We start from the raw sequence: 18217 nt of genomic DNA, 5'->3' as shown, positions 1-18217 counted from the left end.
CGGCAAACCGTCACTCGTCGAGCAGTGCGGCCACCAGGCTGTCGGCGAGCCAGCTCTCGAAACGCTCGGGCGCCCACCCGCGGATCCGTACCAGCCGGTCGTACAGCCCGGGGTCGATCGCCAGCCAGACCACGTCGGCGGCTTCCTCCGGTGGCAGGCGCCCCGTCAGCGCGCCGAGCGTGCGCAGCCGTTCGACTACGGTCCGTGCGTCCTGAAGGCGGTGCGCATGGCCCTCGTCGGCGAGTGCCCGCGCCTCGGGATCAGCACCCGCCGCACCGTCGAGCACCAGGCTCAGGGCGGCAACCCGGCCGTTGATCTGCGAACTCACCTGAGCGCAACCCCGCAGCAGCGCACGGGGATCGGAGTGGTTCAACACCTCCCGCAGACCGGCGCGGTCGGCGACAGCCACCGGCAGGTCGTCCCCGGCGACCGCCCACTCGATCGCCGTCCTGAGCAGGTCGAGCTTGCCGCCCACGGCGGTGAACACCGTCTTGCGGCTGACCCCGGCCGCCGCGGCCACGGCGTCGACGGTCGTCGCCCCGTAACCGCGTTCCACGAACAGCCGGTCGGCGGCGGCGACCACGGCGCGGCGGGTGTCGCGCGCCTGGGCTGCGCGAACCTCCGAGCGATAGCCCCGCTTGACAGCACCGTCCATTTCAGGTGACTCTGTGTGTATTCATTACACTAGACGTTACCTGAAGTGAGTTCACCATGTACATCCTCGTGGTCGGGGCCGGTCCGACCGGTCTGTTCACCGCCCTGACGCTGGCCCGGCGGGGCCACCGGGTCACCGTCGTCGACCGTGATCCGGGACCGCCGGCCTCCGGACCGTGGCGGCGCCGCGGAGTGATGCAGTTCGAGCACGCCCACACCTTTCGGCCCCAGGTCGTCGAGGCGCTCTCGCAGGAGGCACCCGACGTGCTCATCGCCCTCCTGGCGGGAGGCGCCTCGGTGCCGGTGGACGCCGACGGCCGTCCCGCCGCACTGCGATGCCGCCGCTCGACCTTCGAGCGGGTCCTGCGCCGCCACACCGTCGCCGAGCCGGCCGTGACGCTGCGCACCGGGCACGTCGACGCCGTGTGGCGCCGCGCGGGACGGGCCGCCGGGGTGGTCGTCGACGGTCGCGTGGTGTCGGCCGACGTGGTGGTCGACGCGTCGGGTCGGGCGAGTCGCTTCACCGAGGGCATCCGTCCGCCCGCCGAGGGCGAGGACTGCGGTGCCGTCTACGTCACCCGGCAGTACCGGCTGCGCGACGGGGCGCCACCCGGGCCGACGAACTCGCCGATCGGGCTGTCGCTGAACTTTCCGACCCACTTCGCCATCGCCTTCGTCCACGACGACCGCACGTTCTCGGTGACCGTCACCCACGACGGCGGCGACCGGCGGTTGCGGCTGCTCCGCCACGACGCCGTGTTCGAAGAGGCCGTGCGCGCCATTCCCCGGCTCGCCGAGTGGATCGACGATGAACGCGCACAACCCCTTTCGCCGGCCCTGGCGGGTGGCCGGCTGTACAACGCCTACCGCGGCCAACTCGACGACACCGACCGTCCGGTCCTGCCCGGACTCGTCTCGATGGGCGACGCGGTGTGCACCACCACGCCGCTGGCCGGGCGCGGTGTCGCACTGGCGATGCTCCAGGTGCGACGCTTGATCGCCGCGATCGACCGGCACGGTAACGACATCGATTCCGCCACAACAGACTTCGATCAGTGGTGCACGGCTCAAATCAGGCCGTGGTTCGAGGACCACCGGCTCTGCGACGCCGCCCGGGTGCGCCGCTGGAAGAGCGGCGACGTCGACCCGAGTAGCCGGCTGCCGTCAGATCTGATCGTCGCCGCCGCCGACGCCGACCCGCGACTGCGCGACGTGGTCGCGCCGTATCAGTCGATGCGCGCGCTGCCCGCGACGCTCAGGCGGGTGGAGCCGCGCGCGAGGGAGATCTTCGCGTCCGGCTGGCGCCCCGACGTGCCGGACGGGCCGACGCGGAGCGAGCTCGCCGAACTCTGTCAGCGCGTCGGCGCCCAGGCCACCGGTAACCGCTTGATGCCGTGGATGAACGCCGAATGCAGCCGGTCCGGTTCGGCGGTGGCGGTGAGGTCGGGGACCTGACGGTGCAGTTCCTCGAACGCGACGGTGATCTCACGCCGCGCGAGGTTGGCGCCGAGGCAGAAGTGGGCGCCGCCGCCGCCGAATCCGACGTGCGGGTTGGGGTGGCGGCGCACATCGAACATCCACGGGTCGGTGAACTTGGCCTCGTCCCGGTTGGCCGAGCCGTACCAGAGCGTCACCTTGTCCCCGGCGGCCATGCGCACCCCGCGCATCTCCACGTCCTGGGTGAGCGTCCGCCGCATGTAGGCCACCGGCGACGCCCACCGCACCACCTCCTCGACCGCCGTCGGCGCCACCGATGCGTAGTCGTCCCACCAGATCTGGCGCTGTTCGGGATACCGGCTCAGCGCCAGGACCCCGTGACTGATGGCGTTGCGGGTGGTCTCGTTGCCCGCGACGACCAACAGGATGAAGAACGACGCGATCTCACTGGACGTCAGCCGCTCGCCGTCGACCTCGGCCTGCACCAGGCTGGTGGTCAGGTCCTCACCCGGATGGCTGCGCCGGTCGTCGGCCAGTGCGGTGGCGTAACCGCCGATGTCCATCGCCACCGTGACGAACTCGTCGAAGTCGTTGGTGATGTCAGGGTCGCCGAAGCCGAGGATCACGTTGGTCCAGTGGAAGATCCGCTGATGGTCGCTCTCGGGGATGCCCATCATGTCGCAGATGATCTGCAGCGGCAGGGGACCGGCGAACTCGCTCACCAGGTCCGCCTCGCTGCCGGGATGAGCCGCGACCATGTCCGCGACCAGCCGGCGCGCGCGGTCGCGCACCGCGTCCTCGATGAGGGTCAGCACCCGCGGGGTGAACGCGCTGCGGACGATGTTGCGCAGCCGGGTGTGCCGCGGATCGTCCATCGCGATCATCGAACCGAAGTACTCGGCGAGTTCCGGCGACTGGTCGCCGACGGTGATGCCGCCTGCCGAACTGAAGATCTCGGGATGCCTGCTCGCGTGGAAGACGTCGTCATGGCGGGTGAACGCCCAGTGGCCGGCGATGGGGTGGGCGTTCTGCAGGACGAAGGAGGAATGGAACGAGATCGGTGCCTCGCGACGCAGCGTCGCGAAGGCGCCGTCGCGGATGTCGTCGTCATACGACCAGAAGTCCCATGCACCCAGGTTGACGTCTTCCAACGGGATGTCCGGTGGCGCCGCCCCGTTGACCCGCCCCGGTACCTGCGCTTCACCCAGTTTCACGTCGCCCGCCGCTCGATGATGGAGTCCCGCACCGAGCCTAGTCCTGCGGACGACCCTCGTGACCGGACCTGCCTCGGGTGCGCCGGTCCTCCTTCATCCGGGCCTCGAAGACGTGCCGCATGCCCTGCTGCAACTCGTCGCGGACGCGGCGCTCGTGCTCGCGCAACACCGACCAGTAGTTGTCGTCGAAGTCCTCGACGATCTGGAACGTCCACCGGCCGTAGAGCACGTTGCGGCCGACCATCTCGGTGCTCAGCCGGTCGGCCACCTCGTCGTGCCCGGCGTCGCGGAGCTTGTCGCACGCCTCGCCGAGGAGCAGGTCCGCATGCCCCATCAGCTGATGGAACTCATACAGGTGGCCGCGGGCCCGTTCCACCCATTCCAGCGCCTCGGAGACCGACCCGACCGCTTCGATCGTGTCGTCGCTGACCCCGGAGGGCCTTCGGTCGATGTCCGCGGGGGTGTCGGGCTGCTCGCTCACAGCGGTTCGGATACCCGTGCGCGCGTCGGCCAATCGCGCCCCTCCCGGCTTCGCTACGTCGCGGGCTCTTCGACGACCGCCTTGATCCGTTCCAGCGTCTTGCGCATGTCGCGCTTGTTGCGCCGGGTGCGGAGCTGACCGCCGAAGATGCCGAACACGGTCGCCAGCAGTCCCTCGGTCATCCGGAACGACTCGGTGACGTCGGTGCCGCCGTCGACCGGGTCGAACCGGTAGTGCCAGTTGTTGACCGGCCGGTCACCGATGAGCACCTCGAAGCCGAACTCGCGGCCCGGTTCACAGGCCGTGACGCGGCAGACGGTCCAGTAGACCGGGCCGATCTCGTTGCGCTTGACGTGCCCGCGGAAGCGGGCGCCCAGCGCCGGGCCGGTGGCGCCGTCGAGCCACTCGGCCTCCATCACCTCGGGGGAGAACCGGCCGGTGTTGCGGACGTCGGCGACCAGCTCCCAGATCCGGTCGGCAGGTGCGGACATCGTCACGGTCACAGCAGCGTGCATGACTTTCCCTCCAGTCGCTCGTCGACGGTTCTGGGCTCAGCGTGCCAGACGACCCAGTGCCCGCTCCGTAGCATCGTCGGGGTGGCTGTGAAGATCCGCTTCGGCGTCGGGCTGGGCGCCGACACCGCCCCCGGCCGGCTTGCCGGCGTCGTCGACCAGCTGGAGGCCGTCGGGATCGACTCCCTGTGGTTCTCCGAACTCGTCTACACCCCGGCGGTCGACCCGTTCGTCGGGATGGCCTACGCGCTGGGGCGCACCACCCGGCTCAAGGTCGGCACGTCGGTGGCCATCCTCCCCGGCCGCCATCCGGTGCTGGTCGCCAAGCAGCTGGCGTCGCTGGCGGCGCTGGCGCCGAAGCGGGTGCTGCCCGCGTTCGGGCTGACGTCGGCCATCCCCGCCGAGCGGGACCTGTTCGTCGTGCCCGAGGGCAAGCGCGCCGAGGTGTTCGACGAGGCGCTGCTGCTGCTGCGCAACGCACTCCGGGGTGGCGGCGCCTTCGACGGCGAGCACTACGCGGTGCGTGCACTGGCGGTGGCCCCGCTGCCGGACCCGCCGCTCGACATCTGGCTGGGCGGCTCGGCCCCCGCGGCGTTCCGCCGTATCGGCCGGCTCGCCGACGGCTGGCTGGGCAGCTTCGTGACCGCGTCGGAGGCGCGCGAGGCCCGCGAACAGATCGAGCGCGCCGCCGCGGCCGCCGGCCGCGAGATCGAAGCCGACCACTTCGGCATCAGCCTGGCGGTGTGCGACGGCGCCATCCCCGACGACGTGGCGGCGGTGGTGCGCAAGCGCAGACCCGACGTCGACCCGGCCGCGCTGATCGCCGCCGACTGGCCGCAGCTGCACCGCCAGCTCGACGACTACGTGGCGGCCGGGTTGAGCAAGTTCGTGATCCGGCCGTCGGGCGGCGGCGACCTCGCATCGTTCGTCGACCGGTTCGCCACCGAACTCCTGCCCCGGCAGAACTGAGGGCCGTTATTCGGCGTCGGTGTCGACGACCGTCATGTCGTCGCAGAGCAGCGCCATCCGGTCCATGAACCACAGCTTGCCTGCCGTCTGGACGGCGACGCCGAAGGCCGTCAGCCACGGGTCGTACACCAGCAGACCCCACACCAGGAACGGCAGCCCGGCGGCGCTGAGCGCACCGAGTACCAGTGGCGCCGTCCGGTGCCGCTTCGGGACTGGCCTGACTTTTCGCTCGCCCCAGTACTTCTCGCCGAGTACCGCCCGCGACGCCCAGCTGTCGAACGTCCGGGGCGCCGGGAACACCCGCGGGTTGACCGCCGTCCACACCACCACTGCGGCGACGGGGACGAGCGACCACCAGCCGAGCCACAGCCGGCTCCACACCGCGAGCGCGAGCGCGACCGTGATCGGGATCCTGGTGTAGACGCTGAACGGGTTGGCGTGCCTGCGCCACGAGTCCGGATCTCGGAGTCCGAACACCGCGGACAGCCGGGCCTGCAGCGTCACCGGATCTACCGCTCGGTGATCGTGGGGAGTTCCTTGACGATCCGGCCGCGCACCCACTCCGGGCTGACGGCCTTGAGGCGGTCGATCCAGCGGATGCTTTCGGGCACGTACCAGTGCATCCGACGCGGATGCCGGTAGGCCGCCCACGCCGCGTCGGCGACGCTGGACGCAGGCATCAGCCGGAACATGCCCTTCTTCGGCGCGGAGGCGGTGACGTCCTGCGGCGTCGAGGTCCGGCCGTTGGCCGAGTGGTTGGGGGTCTCGGCGAGGATGGCGGTGTCGATGAGCCCTGGCAGCACGTCGGCGACCCGGACCCCGTGGCGCTGCCACTCGACGCTGAGCGCCTCGGTGAGGCCCTTCACGGCGTGTTTGGTCGCGGAGTACACGGCGATGTGCGGCATGCCGTAGGTGGCCGACGACGACGACGTCGAGAACATCAGGCTGCCCGGCCGCCTCTTCAGATAGGGCAGTGATCCGTAGGCGCCGGTGAGGACGGCCGTGAAGTTCACCTCGACCACCCGCAGCGCGGCGTCGTAGGGCACGTCCTCGAACCACCCCGACTCGCCGATGCCTGCGTTGTTCCACATCATGTCGAGCCCGCCGTCGGGGTTGCCTCCGCAGAACTCGGCCAGCGCCGCGTCCAGGGACGACCTGTCGGTGACGTCCACCCTCGCCGTCCAGAGCCGGTCGGCACCCACATCGGCACGCAGCGACGACAGCCCGTCCTCGTTGCGGTCCACCGCGGCCACCCGCCAACCCTCGCGGTGGAACAGCTTCGCGCCCTCCCGACCCATCCCGCTACCGGCGCCGGTGATGAATATCGACTTCTCCGCTGCCGGCATCCGTCCGCTCCTCGCCGTGTCGACCTCGCTGTCGGAGATCATCCTGGCACCGATGAGTCGGCCCCGGCAGCGTGGTCTGCACATGGACGGCAACAGAGGAGGACGCATGGTCATCGTGGCAGGACACCTGACGGTGGAGCCCGGGCAGCGTGACACCTACCTGGCCGGATGCCTCGACGTGGTCAGGCAGGCCCGTGCCGCGACGGGCTGCCTGGACTTCGTGATCTCGGCGGACCTCGTCGACGCCGGCCGGGTGAACGTCTACGAACGCTGGGCGTCGCAGGAGGCGGTCGAGGCGTTCCGCGGCAGCGGCCCCAGCGAAGAGCAGGGCGCGGCGATGCTGTCCGCGTCGGTGGCCGAGTACGACGTCGCGGGCACCCGCTCGTTGAGCTGAGCGAGCCCCAGGCCTTCAGCGGTCGCAGTACGACCGGGTGGCGGCGTCGAGGGCCTGCCGGTACATCCCGTCCAGCCCGCGGGCGTCGCCGACTCCGGCCCTGGCCTCCCCGAGCCGGGCGGCGCAGTCAGGGGAGCGCAGCAGCGTCCAGTGGGTGGCCAACTCGGCGACCATCGCGCGGTTGAAGCCGTCGATCGTGGCACGCGACGCCGCCAGGTCCGGGCTGTGCTCGGGAGCCGACACCGGATCGAGCTTCCACTGGGCGAAGCGGCTGTACTCGATCGCCTCGGTGGCGTCGATCTGGTCGGTGAAGATACGACGGACTCGACCGGCATCGATGCCACGGGCTGCGGCATCGGCGGCCACCTGGTCGAGCACCTGCTGTGCGCGGGCGGGGTCGGTGATAGGCCCACCGGTGTGCCACTTGTTCGCGGCCACCGGCTCGGCGACCGCCAGCCGCTGCGCCGCGGTGTCGACCAGGGCGGTCAACGGCGAGGTGGGGTCCGCCGACGCAGTGGCGACGGGCCACAGCCCGCACGCCACCGGTAGGACCGTGACCGCACACAGGCCCATTCGGAGGCTGCGGCCCGTGGCCGCAGTGCGGGCGGTCAGCGGTCGACGTCCGGTTCGTCGTCGGTCAGGGGGACCGCGATGGCCTGATCCAGCAGGTCGGCCTCGCTTCCGTCCTGGTCGCGCGAGATCGCCGTGCGCGCGTCGGCCAGGTCGGGATCGTCGTCGCTCACCTCGACGGGGATCGACTGTTCGGCGACGTCGGCTTCCGCGGCATCGCGGTCGAATGCGGGATCGGTCATGGTCAGTTCCCCCTTCACCTTGCGAACGGTCCGCTCTGACGTGCCTCCACGATAGTGCGGCGGCTCACCGATGCAGGTCGCCGCGGGTGCTGTGCGTAGACTGCGCTGTCAACGGGGGCGGCTCTCGAGACAAGCGGAGCGCCGGACAACATCACGAAGACCGAACGTTCAGAGGTTGCACCTTGCCAGAAACACCGAGTGAGACCCAGGACCTGAAGCCGCACTTCGAGGACGTCCAGCACCACTACGACCTGTCCGACGAGTTCTACCGGCTGTTCCTCGACCCGACCCAGACCTACAGCTGCGCGTACTTCGAGCGCGACGACATGACGCTGGAAGAGGCGCAGCTCGCGAAGATCGACCTGTCGCTGGGCAAGCTCGGGCTGCAGCCCGGCATGACGCTGCTCGACGTCGGCTGCGGCTGGGGCACCACGATCAAGCGTGCCCTCGAGCGCTACGACGTGAACGTCGTCGGACTGACGCTGAGCAAGAACCAGCAGGCCCACGTGCAGAAGGTGCTCGACGGCCTGGAGACCGCCAGGAACCGGCGCGTGCTGCTGCAGGGCTGGGAGCAGTTCCACGAGCCGGTGGACCGGATCGTCTCCATCGGAGCGTTCGAGCACTTCGGCCGCGACCGCTACGACGAGTTCTTCAAGATGGCCTACGAGGCGCTGCCCGCCGACGGCGTGATGATGCTGCACACCATCGTCAAGCCCAGCAACGAGGAGTTCGCCGAGCGCGGTCTGCCGATCACGATGAACAAGCTGCGGTTCTTCAAGTTCATCATGGACGAGATCTTCCCGGGCGGGGACCTGCCCCAGGTCAGCGCCGTCGAGGAGCGGGCCCGCAAGGCCGGCTTCGAGGTCAAGCTGGTGCAGCCGCTTCGGCTGCACTACGCCCGCACGCTGGACATCTGGTCGGCCGCACTCGAGTCCCGCAAGGACGAGGCGATCGCCATCCAGTCCGAAGAGGTCTACGAGCGGTACATGAGGTACCTCACCGGATGCGCCGACCTGTTCCGCGAGGGCTACACCGACGTCTGCCAGTTCACCCTGACCAAGGGCTAATCACCGGTTCCGTCGCGGCGGCGCAACCTGCGCCACAGCCGCAGCGGCAGCAGGCCCAGCAGCGGCGCCCGCCGACCGAGGTCGTCGGCGTCGCGCCGGTTGAACGCCGTGGCGTACCGCGTCGCGTGCGCAGCGGTCGGGTACTCCTTCTCGCCCGCATCGCCGCCGCAGCGGGCACAGGCCCAGCGCATCACCGGTCCTTCGGCGCGGAAGCTCGGGTTGTGACCGAAGACGCGGCAGGCGACGGTCACGGGCGGGCTCCCTCCGTTGCCTCTTCAGGCGAGTCGTCGGCGGAGGTCAGCGGCGCGGCGATGTCCTCGAGTCGCCGACCCTCGGCCTTCACACCTAGCACGAGTTCGGCGATGCCGCCCAGTGCCATCACCGCCGCGCCGACGAGAAAGCCGATGGCCGCCAGACCGCGGTCGGATGACTCGATGAGCTGCCCGAACAGCAGCGGTCCGGTGATGCCACCGACGGCGGTGCCCACCGCGAAGAAGAAGGCGATCGCCATGGCCCGCGTCTCCATCGGGAAGATCTCGCTCACCGTGAGGTAGGCCGAACTCGCGCCCGCCGATGCCAGGAAGAAGCACACCATCAGCACGGCGAGGAAGACCCAGACGCCGCCCACCTCCATGACGAAGAGTCCCGCGAGGACTACGGCGACCGCGGCCGATCCGAGATAGGACAGCGCGATCATCGGTTTTCGCCCGACCGAGTCGAAGAAGTGCCCGAGCAGCACCGGTCCGGCGAAGTTACTCACCGCCCACAGGGCGTAGAACACCGGGACCGAACCGGAGGCCACCCCGTAGAACCCGTTGAGCAGCGTGCCGAGATTGAACGTGAAGGCGTTGTAGAGGAACGCCTGACCGACGAACAGGGCCAGGCAGAGAACTGCGCGCCTGGGGTAGCGGGTGAACGCCACCCGGGCGATCTCGGCGAACGAGATGGTCTTGCGCTGCCGGATGCGCAGCGAGCCATCGGGTTCGGCGAGTTTCTGTCCCGTCTCGCGCTCCACCTCGGCCTCGATGTCGCCGACGATGCGCTCGGCCTCGTCCTCGCGGCCGTGGATGAACAGCCAGCGCGGGCTCTCCGGCACGTGGCGGCGGACGACGAGCACCACCAGCCCGAACACCGCGCCGATCCCGAATGCGATTCGCCAGCCGATGTCGGCGGGGAAGATGTCGGTGTTGAGCAGCAACAGCGCCCCCACAGCCCCGCCCGCGGCACCCAACCAGTACGACCCGTTGATGACGAGGTCCACCCGCCCCCGGACCCGGGCCGGGATCAACTCGTCGATCGCCGAGTTGATCGCCGCGTACTCACCGCCGATTCCGGCGCCGGTCAGGAACCGGCAGATGAAGAAGTACCACGGCGCGAACGAGAACGCCGTCGCCACGGTCGCGGCGAGGTAGACCACGAGCGTCAGGATGAACAACTTCTTGCGGCCGAACCGGTCGGTGAGCTGACCGAAGAACAACGCACCAAGGCAGGCGCCCGCGATGTACAGCGCGGCGGCGATCCCGATCTGACCGGCGCCGAGTTCGATGCCGCTGCCTTCCTCGGTCAGCCGCGAGGCGACGTTGCCGACCATGGTGACTTCGAGCCCGTCGAGGATCCACACCCCGCCCAGACCGAGTACCACCCGCCAGTGGAACTTGGACCAGGGCAGGCGATCCAGCCGTCCCGGTACCGCGGTGGTGATCGTGCCCGAACCCATGGCCGCCTCCTGCCGTCGTTGGTGAGACGAGGCCAGGAGTACCCAGGTTCGGCCGTCTCACCCGCCGAGATCGCGCTGCAGCAGCAGGGTGTCGAGCCACCGGCCGTGCTTGAAGCCCACCGCCGTCAGCCTGCCGGCTTCGACGAAGCCCCGGCTGCGGTGCAGCGCAACCGAAGCCGCCGCGTCCGCATCGACGATGACGGCGATCACCTGGCGGATGTCCGCAGCCGCACAGTCGGCCAGGAGATGGTCGAGCACTCGGCCACCGATGCCGCGCCCGGCTGCGTCCGGCGCCAGATAGACCGAGTCCTCGACGGTCTGCCGGTAGGCCGGACGCGGTTTCCACGGCGCGCAGTACGCGTACCCGGCGACCTCGTCGGCCACCGCGGCCACCAGGAACGGGAGGCCGGCGCTACGCACCGTCCGCAGGCGCCTTCGCCATTCGGCGATGTCGGGTGGTTCCAGTTCGAATGTGGCGACGCCGTCGAGGACGTGCTCGGCGTAGATCTCGGCGACGGCGGCGAGGTCGGATTCGACCGCCGGGCGCACGGTCACCACCGGCTCACCTCGACGGCGGGCCCGGCGTCGCGCCTGCGGCATCGCGGCGGCGCGCAGCCATCCCGGCGAGCGCCTCGAAGACCACCCGGTGGGCCGCGTTCACCGTGAGTTCGGCGTGGTCGTAGGCGGGCGCGACCTCGACCACGTCGACCCCCGCCACGTCGTGCTCGTAACACAGTTGTCGCACCATCCGCAGCAGGTCGGCACTTGTGATGCCGCCCGGTTCAGGGGTTCCCGTGCCGGGGGCGTGTGCCGGGTCCAGGACGTCGATGTCGACCGACACATAGAGTTTGTCGGCCTTGGCCAGCGCCTCGCCGACTGCGTCGCGCATGACGTCCTTGAATCCCCGCTCCCAGATCTCCTGCATGGTGTGCCACGTCATGCCCTGTTCGAGCATCCACTCGAAGGTGTCCTGCGGCGGCCAGTAGCCGCGCAGGCCCACCTGGACGAAATGCGTGCCCGGTACCGCACCGGACTCGATCAGGCGGCGCATAGGTGTGCCGTGGCTGGCGAGGTTGCCCTCGATGTCGTCGGCGGTGTCGGCGTGCGCGTCGAAGTGCACGATGCCGACGTTGCCGTAGCCGTGCACGTCGGCCACCGCGGTGGCGGCCGGCCAGGTGATCGAATGGTCGCCGCCCAGCACCACCGGCACGATCCCGCGGGACGCGACGGCGTGCACCCGTTCTCGAATGTTGTTGTGCGACACCTCGGTCTGACCGTGCGGGCAGTACGCGTCACCGAAGTCGACCACCTCGAGCCAGTCGAAGATCTCGAGCCCCAGATCGAGATGGTAGGTGCCGGGCTCGTAGGCGGTGGACCGGATGGCGCGCGGGCCGAACCGGGCGCCGGGCCGGTTGGTGGTGCCGATGTCGAAGGGCGCCCCCACGATGGCGACGTCGGGTCGCCATTCCTCGAGTTGACCGGTCTCGGTCAGCACCGGCCGCTGGCCGAAGGACACCATGCCCGAGTAGGCGAGTTCGAGTTGCTCGACCATTCCGGGCGGCAGCTCGCGCCGCGGCCCGCCATCGGAACCGGCATCGCCCATTCGACGACGGTACCGCTACGACGGCGCGCCGGCGCCCGATCCCGTCAGCGCGGCCCGCAGTTCGTCGGGAACCGGCCGCTTGACCCAATCCTGGGTCGCCACCACGACATAGACGGTGCGACCCAGCACCGCGGCCCGCTCGGCCAGATCCGGTCGGCTGTGCAACACCATGAAGGCGAGCGTGAAGCTCGTCGTGCCGATGCGATCGCAGCGAACCGCCACCCGGACGCGGTCGCGCCACCGGACCGGTGCGAGGTAGTCGATTTCGGTGTGCACCACCTGCAGGTCGTGGCCCGTGCCGAACAGCGCGGACTCCGTCGCGTCGAGGTGGTCGAGGAAACCCGTACAGGCCTCGTCGAACCAGGTGAGGTAGTGACCGTTGAACACCACACCCTGCTGGTCGACCTCCGCGTAGCGCGGCACGATCGGCAGTGAGAAGCCCGGTGGCGAAGGATCGGTGGACACGAGGCTCACCCTAACCGCGTGGGCCGACGGGCTTTCCGGCGACAACGGACCTGGCCGCGACACGGGCTTCACGCCCGCCGCACGGGCCGACCCGGGTCGCGGGCACACTGGGTGGGTGCAACTCGTCACGATCGACGACATCCGCGCCGCGGCCGACCGGATCCGTGACGCCGTCCTCCGTACCCCGCTGGTGCCGGCAGGCTGGGCCGGCGACCCGGACCGCCCACTGTGGCTCAAACCCGAGAGCCTGCAGGCCGTAGGGGCGTTCAAGGTCCGCGGCGCCTTCCACGCCATCGGCCGCCTCGACCCCGACGTGCGGGCCCGCGGTGTGGTGGCCTACTCGAGCGGCAACCACGCGCAGGCGGTCGCGTTCGCCGCCGCCCGATTCGGTTGCCCGGCACACATCGTCATGCCCGAGGAGACACCGGCGGTCAAGGTCGAGGCGACCCGCGGCCACGGCGCCGAGGTGGTGCTGTGCGGACCGGGCCGGCGTGAGGCGGTCGCCGCCGAGCTGGTCGAGCGCACCGGCGGCGTGCTGGTGCCGCCGTTCGACCACCCGGACATCATCGCCGGCCAGGGCACCATCGGGTTGGAGATCGCCGAGGACCTGCCCGAGGTCGACAACGTGCTCGTCCCGGTCAGCGGCGGCGGGCTGGCGTCGGGCATCGGCACGGCCATCAAGGCACTCTGCCCGCACGCCAGGGTGTTCGGCGTGGAACCGGAACTGGCCGCCGACACGGCCGAGGCGCTGCGGCTGGGCCACCGCGTCGACTGGCCCATCGAGCGTCGCAACCGCACGATCGCCGACGGTCTGCGCTCCCAGCCCTCCGAGCTCACCTTCGCCCATCTGCAGCACGTGCTCGACGACGTGTTCACCGTGTCCGAGGACGAGATCCGTTCCGCCGTGCGGGAACTGACGTTCCGGGCGCACCTGGTGGCCGAGCCCAGCGGCGCGGTCGCGCTGGCCGCCCACCGCCGCCGCGTGGCACCACCCGGCCGGACGGTCGTCATCGTGTCGGGCGGCAACATCGACCCCGCCGCGCTGCAACAGATCCTGGCCGGCTGACCGCTAGTGCACACCCTCCATCAGCCGGCTGATCGGTCCTGACACCGCGAAGACGACGGCACCCACCGCGATGGCAACCGCCCCGAGGATCCCGAAGTACGCGAATTCGCGTGCCGGGTCGTAGTACCCGGCGAGCACGCCCGACATCGCGGTGCCGAGCCCGACGGAGAAGAAGTACAGCGCCATCATCTGCGCCCGGAACGCCTCGGGCGCGAGCTTCGTGGTGACCGACAGGCCGATCGGCGACAGCAGCAGTTCCGACACCGCGAACACGGCGAGGACTCCGGCCACGAACAGCGCCGGGACCGTCCGGCCCGTGGTGCCTGCCATCGGCAGGAAACACAGGAACGCGGCGCCCATTCCCATCACGCCGTAGGCGAACTTGCGGGGGGTGGTCGGCGCGCGGGTGCCCAACCGGGTCCACATCACCGCGAACACCGGTGAGAGCAGGATGATCCACACCGGTTCGATGGAGCCGATCCAACTCGACGGTGCGGTCCACCCGAAGATCGACCAGTTCATCCGCTCGTCGGAGTACACCGCGAGCACGGTGAAGATCTGCTGGAACAGCGACCAGAACACCGCGTTGGCGATGAACAGCGGGATGAAGGCCCGGACCCGGGTCTTCTCGATGGGCTCGACCTTCTTACTGGTCAGCATCACCACGAAGTACAGGATGGATGCCGCCACGATCACCACCGTGGTGACCTGGGACAGATTCGCCAGCGTCACCAGTCCGGTGCCGAGGCCGACCGCGACTACGGCTGCCGCCGCGACGAACAATCCGACGAAAACGCCGATCTTACTGTGTGGCAATGGGTTCGGAACGTCACGTCCGTGCGTCCCCAGATTGCGGCGGAAGACGACGTACTGGATCAACCCGAGGGCCATCCCGATCGCCGCGGCTCCGAAGCCGTAGTGGAAACCGAGGCTGTTCTGCAGGAGGCCGGTGATGAGCGGGCCGATGAATGCGCCGAGGTTGATGCCCAGATAAAAGAGGGTGAACCCGCCGTCGGCGCGCGGATCGCCCTTCGCGTACAGCGTGCCGAGCAGCGATGAGGCGTTGGCCTTGAGCGCTCCCGACCCGAGTGCGACGAACACCAGACCGGTCCCGACCCCGGCGAGACCGGGCAGCAGCGCCAGCGCGATGTGCCCCAGCATCACCACCACACCGCCGTAGAACACGGTGCGCTCCATGCCGAGCAGCCGGTCGGCGACCCAGCCGCCCAGCACGGTGGACAGATACACCAATCCGCCGTACGCGCCGACGATGCCTGTCGCGGTGGCCTGCGGCAGACCCAGCCCGCCCTTGGTGACCTCGTAGTAGAGGTAGTAACCCAGGATGGTGACCATCCCGTAGTAGGAGAATCGCTCCCACAGTTCGACGCCGAACAGATTGGCCAGGCCGACGGGGTGCCCGAAGAGCGTCCGTCCGGCCGGCCGCTCCTGGGCCTCGTCCACCGCTGTCATGCCGACACCTTGCCACGGCACCGGCCGGTGGGCGCGGGAATCAGAACCGCTCCCGGCGGCGGCGGGTGACGCCGGGCAGCCGCTAACCTCGCGGGGGTGGAGGGCACCAGAACACGGCACGTATCGCAGATCGTGCGGCTTGTCCTGCGGGTGGCCATCGTGGCGGCGGTGGTGGCCGCGGTGGTCGTGGTGGAGTTGTCGTCGCGCTCGGGTGTCCTGTGGCGGTTGATCACCTTCACCTACCAGGCCAACCTGCTTGCCGCGGCGTTCTATCTGTGCACCCTGGTGTCGGCGCGTGCCGACGCCCGCGCCGGACTGCGCGGCGCCGTCGTGGTCTACGTGGTGGTCGCCGGGCTGGTGTGGAATCTCGTGCTGACCGACTACAGCATGGGATACACGCCGGCGAACTTCCTGCTGCATGTGGTGGTCCCGATGCTGGTGCTGGCCGAGTGGCTGCTGGCGCGGTCCGGGATCAGGTGGTGGCAGCCGCTGCTCTGGCTGGGTTATCCGGCGGTGTACGTGGTGTTGGCGCTCGTGGTGCTCAACCACGCCGGCCGGCGCGCGCCCTATTACTTCCTGGATCCGCAGAGCGTCGGGCTGTCGACCGTGGTCGCCAACATCGCCCTGCTCGCCGCCGTTTTCCTGGCCCTGGGCTACGGCGTGATGGCGCTCGGCCGCACGGCGCCACCAGCACGGTTGCGGTCCGGGTGAAACGATTCGACGGCGTGCGACGATGAAGGAGACGTGGATGAATCTGATGTCGTCGCCGCGGGCGTGTACCCACGTGCGGGCCAGCGCTTCTCGGCCGGGCCGCGTGTAACGAACTACACTGGGCGCATGACGGTGCGCAAAGCGGTCCGAAGATTCGCCGTGGTTGCCGGCATTGCCATCACCGCGCTGGCCGGATCGGTTTCCGTCGGTTCGGCGGCGGTCGACACCACGTTGCGGGTCGCCAAGGTCGAACCCGCGCCCGGCGCCGTCGTCGGCGTGGCGCATCCGGTCGTCGTGTCCTTCGATGCTCCGGTCACCGACCGCCGGGCGGCGGAGCGCTCCATCGTGTTCGACTCGCCGCGGACTCCCTCAGGTGACTTCGTCTGGCGGAGCAACAGTGTGGTCTCCTGGGAGCCGGAGGGCTTCTGGCCGGCGCACTCCACGATCTCGCTCTCCGTGGGCGGTGCGCCGGCGAGCTTCGAGACCTCGGCCGCGGTGGTCGCTGTGGCCGACATCAGCGCGCACACGTTCACCGTGAGCATGGACGACGAGGTGCTGCGCGAGATGCCCGCCTCGATGGGCAAGCCGGGATTCGCAACGCCGACCGGCTCCTTCACGGCGCTGGAGAAACAGCGCAACGTCACCTTCGACTCACGCACGATCGGCATCCCCCTCGACGATCCCGAGGGCTACCTGATCAAGGGTGAGTACGGCGTCCGGGTCACCTGGGGCGGGGTGTACGTGCACTCTGCTCCCTGGTCGGTCGGATCCCAGGGCAACAGCAACGTGAGCCACGGCTGCATCAACCTCAGCCCGGACAACGCCGCGTGGTATTTCGACATGGTCCGCATCGGCGACCCGATCATCGTGCAGGCCTGACGCTTTCGTCAAGCTGTGCGTGCAGGTTCTTGGCTGTCGGTGACGTCTGCACGCCTGCGGGATCGGGATGCGTCCCAAGCAGGCGATCAGCGGTGCCGGTGCTGGTGACCGTGAACCAGTAGTGCTCGTTCTTGAAGTGGTGCTGGCGGTGGTTGCGCCAGATCGCCCGGTAGACACCCGTTCTGGGCTTGTAATCGCTGTGGATCAGGTAGTGGCACCACTCGTAACCGATGCCCAGCACCGCGAGGCAGGTCAGGAACGTCAGCCCCATCCCGAGCCGCGGGAACGCGAGCAGCGCGACGGCGATTGCGGCGGGCAGCACCCACAGCAGTGCGCGCCAGGGGATGAAGACGGCAGGGATGTCGCGCGGATCAACATGGTGCTCACGGTGTTTGCGCGCCAGCAGGGGGTCGACGACGAGCCGGCCCACGCGCCTGGGCCGCCAGTGCAGGACGCACACGTGGATCACCCACTCCAGGAACGGGAAGAGCGCGACCATCACCACGGGCACGACCGCGTCGGTGATCCGCCAGTCGCCGGTCATGACCCGGGCGGCGGCGGCGCTCAGCAGCAGCGCCGCAATCATCCACGGCGAAGGATGTCTGGTGAACTCCCGCGCGCCGTCGGAGAGGGTGAACCCGTTGCGCGGGCGGCGGCCGGCGGTGGTGTTCATCGTGTCTCCTCCAGGGCGTCGAGGGCGGTCAGCAGGGCGGTGGATGCCGGCTCGAGCAGCCGGTGCGCCGCCTCCGCTGCGGCGGCCGGGTCACGCAGGCGGACGGCGTCGGCGACGGCGCGATAGGCGTCGGGACGCCCGACCTCGTCGGCCATCAGGGTGGCGAGCGCGGGCAGTGCCGGTTCGTAGGTGGCGCGCAGCGTGTTGTACATCAGCCGGAGCACGATGGAGTCCGCGCCGTCGACCACCAGATCCCAGAAACTCAGTGCGTGGCGCTGCCGGTCGATCGGGTCCTCCTCGACGTCCAGCGTGTGGACCGCCTGGTCGAGCCGGTCCGGGAGGTCGTCGGGGCGCCGCCGTGCCGCCAGTTCGGCCACCTTCGGGCCGTTGTGCAGGCGGGTCTCGACCATGCTGCGCACCACGGAGACGTCGACATCGCCCCCGTGCAGCAGCAACCGGGGAAGCAGGTCCAGCCCGGCGTGTCTGCGGTAGTCGCGCACGGTGGTGGTGTCGCCCTGCCGCACTTCGACGAGGCCGGTCGCGGCGAGGCGTTTGAGCGCTTCACGGATCGCAGGCCGGGACACGCCGAGCACCTCGGCGAGCCGCCGCTCGCTCGGCAGGGCGTCTCCGGGCGCCATCTCGCCGGTGAGGACGCCGGACATGATCTGGTCGAAGACGTCCTCAGGGACGGATCGGCGGTGGACAGGCTGCAGCGGCATGCCGCCAGCCTGACATGGCTATTGGCCA

At 69.8% G+C, this 18217-nt stretch carries 23 protein-coding genes; 7 read left to right on the top strand and 16 right to left on the bottom strand.

From position 1 onward, the window contains the following. Window positions 1–10: 10 nt before the first annotated feature. Window positions 11–655, bottom strand: coding sequence for a TetR/AcrR family transcriptional regulator (locus ACPCHZ_RS19310; RefSeq protein WP_423486202.1), 645 nt, complete (start codon window positions 653–655; stop codon window positions 11–13). Window positions 656–711: 56 nt separating this feature from the next. On the opposite strand from ACPCHZ_RS19310, the gene ACPCHZ_RS19305 reads away from it, so the two are divergent. Continuing rightward, the gene (locus tag ACPCHZ_RS19305; RefSeq protein WP_423486201.1) at window positions 712–2109 is read left to right on the top strand and encodes an FAD-dependent oxidoreductase; all 1398 of its coding nucleotides are present in this window, start codon (window positions 712–714) and stop codon (window positions 2107–2109) included. Here the strand turns inward: ACPCHZ_RS19305 and ACPCHZ_RS19300 are convergent. The 3 genes from ACPCHZ_RS19300 to ACPCHZ_RS19290 are packed head-to-tail and all read right to left on the bottom strand — an operon-like array spanning window position 2007 to window position 4301. Further along, a complete protein-coding gene (locus ACPCHZ_RS19300) occupies window positions 2007–3305 on the bottom strand; it encodes a cytochrome P450 (RefSeq protein ID WP_423486200.1) in 1299 nt (432 codons plus the stop codon). The genes ACPCHZ_RS19305 and ACPCHZ_RS19300 overlap by 103 nt on opposite strands. Window positions 3306–3342: 37 nt before the next feature. Further along, window positions 3343–3786, bottom strand: coding sequence for a hypothetical protein (locus ACPCHZ_RS19295; RefSeq protein WP_423486199.1), 444 nt, complete (start codon window positions 3784–3786; stop codon window positions 3343–3345). Between the two features lie 53 nt (window positions 3787–3839). After that, window positions 3840–4301 (bottom strand): SRPBCC family protein, encoded by a 462-nt coding sequence (locus ACPCHZ_RS19290; RefSeq protein WP_423486198.1) that lies wholly within the window; start codon window positions 4299–4301, stop codon window positions 3840–3842. Between the two features lie 87 nt (window positions 4302–4388). Between ACPCHZ_RS19290 and ACPCHZ_RS19285 the strand changes: the two genes are divergently transcribed. After that, on the top strand, window positions 4389–5267 hold the full coding sequence (locus ACPCHZ_RS19285) for a TIGR03854 family LLM class F420-dependent oxidoreductase (protein WP_423486407.1): 879 nt from the start codon (window positions 4389–4391) through the stop codon (window positions 5265–5267). Window positions 5268–5273: 6 nt separating this feature from the next. On the opposite strand, the gene ACPCHZ_RS19280 is transcribed toward ACPCHZ_RS19285, so the two are convergent. Both ACPCHZ_RS19280 and ACPCHZ_RS19275 read right to left on the bottom strand, forming a co-directional pair. Then, window positions 5274–5771: a DUF6653 family protein gene (locus tag ACPCHZ_RS19280; protein WP_423486197.1), complete on the bottom strand. Its 498-nt coding sequence runs from the start codon at window positions 5769–5771 to the stop codon at window positions 5274–5276. Between the two features lie 5 nt (window positions 5772–5776). Next, window positions 5777–6613, bottom strand: coding sequence for an SDR family oxidoreductase (locus tag ACPCHZ_RS19275; protein WP_423486196.1), 837 nt, complete (start codon window positions 6611–6613; stop codon window positions 5777–5779). A gap of 106 nt (window positions 6614–6719) precedes the next feature. On the opposite strand from ACPCHZ_RS19275, the gene ACPCHZ_RS19270 reads away from it, so the two are divergent. Beyond that, the gene (locus ACPCHZ_RS19270) at window positions 6720–7007 is read left to right on the top strand and encodes a putative quinol monooxygenase (protein WP_423486406.1); all 288 of its coding nucleotides are present in this window, start codon (window positions 6720–6722) and stop codon (window positions 7005–7007) included. A gap of 15 nt (window positions 7008–7022) precedes the next feature. On the opposite strand, the gene ACPCHZ_RS19265 is transcribed toward ACPCHZ_RS19270, so the two are convergent. Together ACPCHZ_RS19265 and ACPCHZ_RS19260 are read right to left on the bottom strand one after the other, a co-directional pair. Next, entirely contained in the window at window positions 7023–7580 is a 558-nt protein-coding gene (locus ACPCHZ_RS19265; RefSeq protein WP_423486195.1) for a chorismate mutase, read from the bottom strand. Between the two features lie 35 nt (window positions 7581–7615). Continuing rightward, window positions 7616–7819: a hypothetical protein gene (locus ACPCHZ_RS19260; protein ID WP_423486194.1), complete on the bottom strand. Its 204-nt coding sequence runs from the start codon at window positions 7817–7819 to the stop codon at window positions 7616–7618. 182 nt (window positions 7820–8001) lie between these two features. Between ACPCHZ_RS19260 and ACPCHZ_RS19255 the strand changes: the two genes are divergently transcribed. Further along, the gene (locus ACPCHZ_RS19255; RefSeq protein WP_423486193.1) at window positions 8002–8886 is read left to right on the top strand and encodes a cyclopropane mycolic acid synthase family methyltransferase; all 885 of its coding nucleotides are present in this window, start codon (window positions 8002–8004) and stop codon (window positions 8884–8886) included. Here ACPCHZ_RS19255 and ACPCHZ_RS19250 read toward each other — a convergent pair. From ACPCHZ_RS19250 to ACPCHZ_RS19230, 5 genes are all read right to left on the bottom strand, one after another. After that, on the bottom strand, window positions 8883–9137 hold the full coding sequence (locus ACPCHZ_RS19250) for a hypothetical protein (RefSeq protein WP_423486192.1): 255 nt from the start codon (window positions 9135–9137) through the stop codon (window positions 8883–8885). The genes ACPCHZ_RS19255 and ACPCHZ_RS19250 overlap by 4 nt on opposite strands. Next, window positions 9134–10603 carry an MFS transporter gene (locus tag ACPCHZ_RS19245; protein WP_423486191.1) on the bottom strand — a complete coding sequence of 490 codons (1470 nt, stop codon included), beginning with the start codon at window positions 10601–10603 and terminating at the stop codon, window positions 9134–9136. Before ACPCHZ_RS19245 ends, ACPCHZ_RS19250 begins: the two co-directional genes overlap by 4 nt. A gap of 57 nt (window positions 10604–10660) precedes the next feature. After that, window positions 10661–11158, bottom strand: a complete 498-nt coding sequence (locus tag ACPCHZ_RS19240; protein WP_423486190.1) for a GNAT family N-acetyltransferase — start codon at window positions 11156–11158, stop codon at window positions 10661–10663. Between the two features lie 7 nt (window positions 11159–11165). Beyond that, a complete protein-coding gene (gene speB / locus ACPCHZ_RS19235; RefSeq protein WP_364984191.1) occupies window positions 11166–12155 on the bottom strand; it encodes an agmatinase in 990 nt (329 codons plus the stop codon). Window positions 12156–12221: 66 nt separating this feature from the next. Beyond that, window positions 12222–12671: an acyl-CoA thioesterase gene (locus tag ACPCHZ_RS19230; RefSeq protein ID WP_423486189.1), complete on the bottom strand. Its 450-nt coding sequence runs from the start codon at window positions 12669–12671 to the stop codon at window positions 12222–12224. A gap of 115 nt (window positions 12672–12786) precedes the next feature. Here ACPCHZ_RS19230 and ACPCHZ_RS19225 point away from each other — a divergent pair, with 115 nt between their 5' ends. After that, window positions 12787–13737, top strand: a complete 951-nt coding sequence (locus ACPCHZ_RS19225) for a threonine ammonia-lyase (RefSeq protein WP_423486188.1) — start codon at window positions 12787–12789, stop codon at window positions 13735–13737. 3 nt (window positions 13738–13740) lie between these two features. Here the strand turns inward: ACPCHZ_RS19225 and ACPCHZ_RS19220 are convergent, their stop codons facing one another. Further along, window positions 13741–15207 carry a peptide MFS transporter gene (locus tag ACPCHZ_RS19220; protein ID WP_423486187.1) on the bottom strand — a complete coding sequence of 489 codons (1467 nt, stop codon included), beginning with the start codon at window positions 15205–15207 and terminating at the stop codon, window positions 13741–13743. A gap of 96 nt (window positions 15208–15303) precedes the next feature. On the opposite strand from ACPCHZ_RS19220, the gene ACPCHZ_RS19215 reads away from it, so the two are divergent. After that, window positions 15304–15918, top strand: a complete 615-nt coding sequence (locus ACPCHZ_RS19215; RefSeq protein ID WP_423486186.1) for a Pr6Pr family membrane protein — start codon at window positions 15304–15306, stop codon at window positions 15916–15918. Between the two features lie 126 nt (window positions 15919–16044). After that, window positions 16045–16797 carry a L,D-transpeptidase gene (locus tag ACPCHZ_RS19210; protein WP_423486185.1) on the top strand — a complete coding sequence of 251 codons (753 nt, stop codon included), beginning with the start codon at window positions 16045–16047 and terminating at the stop codon, window positions 16795–16797. Here the strand turns inward: ACPCHZ_RS19210 and ACPCHZ_RS19205 are convergent. Both ACPCHZ_RS19205 and ACPCHZ_RS19200 read right to left on the bottom strand, forming a co-directional pair. After that, on the bottom strand, window positions 16781–17470 hold the full coding sequence (locus ACPCHZ_RS19205; RefSeq protein ID WP_423486184.1) for a sterol desaturase family protein: 690 nt from the start codon (window positions 17468–17470) through the stop codon (window positions 16781–16783). The two genes, ACPCHZ_RS19210 and ACPCHZ_RS19205, sit on opposite strands and share 17 nt — an antisense overlap. Further along, window positions 17467–18189: a FadR/GntR family transcriptional regulator gene (locus ACPCHZ_RS19200; protein ID WP_423486183.1), complete on the bottom strand. Its 723-nt coding sequence runs from the start codon at window positions 18187–18189 to the stop codon at window positions 17467–17469. The genes ACPCHZ_RS19205 and ACPCHZ_RS19200 overlap by 4 nt, the downstream gene beginning before the upstream one ends. Between the last annotated feature and the right edge of the window lie 28 nt (window positions 18190–18217).

The organism is Mycobacterium sp. NPDC050041 (assembly GCF_049541695.1).
In the GTDB taxonomy this organism is placed as follows: Bacteria; Actinomycetota; Actinomycetes; order Mycobacteriales; family Mycobacteriaceae; genus Mycobacterium.
The sequence above is the reverse complement of the archived record's forward strand: the minus strand, read 5'-3'. Positions and strand labels throughout refer to the sequence as shown.

Excerpts from the sequence above, each read along its gene's own strand:
- speB (WP_364984191.1), bottom strand. The coding sequence starts at position 12,155 with ATGGTCGAGCAACTCGAACTCGCCTACTCGGGCATGGTGTCCTTCGGC.
- ACPCHZ_RS19270 (WP_423486406.1), top strand. The coding sequence starts at position 6,720 with ATGGTCATCGTGGCAGGACACCTGACGGTGGAGCCCGGGCAGCGTGAC.
- ACPCHZ_RS19205 (WP_423486184.1), bottom strand. The coding sequence starts at position 17,470 with ATGAACACCACCGCCGGCCGCCGCCCGCGCAACGGGTTCACCCTCTCC.
- ACPCHZ_RS19275 (WP_423486196.1), bottom strand. The coding sequence starts at position 6,613 with ATGCCGGCAGCGGAGAAGTCGATATTCATCACCGGCGCCGGTAGCGGG.
- ACPCHZ_RS19200 (WP_423486183.1), bottom strand. The coding sequence starts at position 18,189 with ATGCCGCTGCAGCCTGTCCACCGCCGATCCGTCCCTGAGGACGTCTTC.
- ACPCHZ_RS19210 (WP_423486185.1), top strand. The coding sequence starts at position 16,045 with ATGACGGTGCGCAAAGCGGTCCGAAGATTCGCCGTGGTTGCCGGCATT.
- ACPCHZ_RS19265 (WP_423486195.1), bottom strand. The coding sequence starts at position 7,580 with ATGGGCCTGTGTGCGGTCACGGTCCTACCGGTGGCGTGCGGGCTGTGG.
- ACPCHZ_RS19290 (WP_423486198.1), bottom strand. The coding sequence starts at position 4,301 with ATGCACGCTGCTGTGACCGTGACGATGTCCGCACCTGCCGACCGGATC.
- ACPCHZ_RS19260 (WP_423486194.1), bottom strand. The coding sequence starts at position 7,819 with ATGACCGATCCCGCATTCGACCGCGATGCCGCGGAAGCCGACGTCGCC.
- ACPCHZ_RS19220 (WP_423486187.1), bottom strand. The coding sequence starts at position 15,207 with ATGACAGCGGTGGACGAGGCCCAGGAGCGGCCGGCCGGACGGACGCTC.
- ACPCHZ_RS19305 (WP_423486201.1), top strand. The coding sequence starts at position 712 with ATGTACATCCTCGTGGTCGGGGCCGGTCCGACCGGTCTGTTCACCGCC.
- ACPCHZ_RS19245 (WP_423486191.1), bottom strand. The coding sequence starts at position 10,603 with ATGGGTTCGGGCACGATCACCACCGCGGTACCGGGACGGCTGGATCGC.
- ACPCHZ_RS19310 (WP_423486202.1), bottom strand. The coding sequence starts at position 655 with ATGGACGGTGCTGTCAAGCGGGGCTATCGCTCGGAGGTTCGCGCAGCC.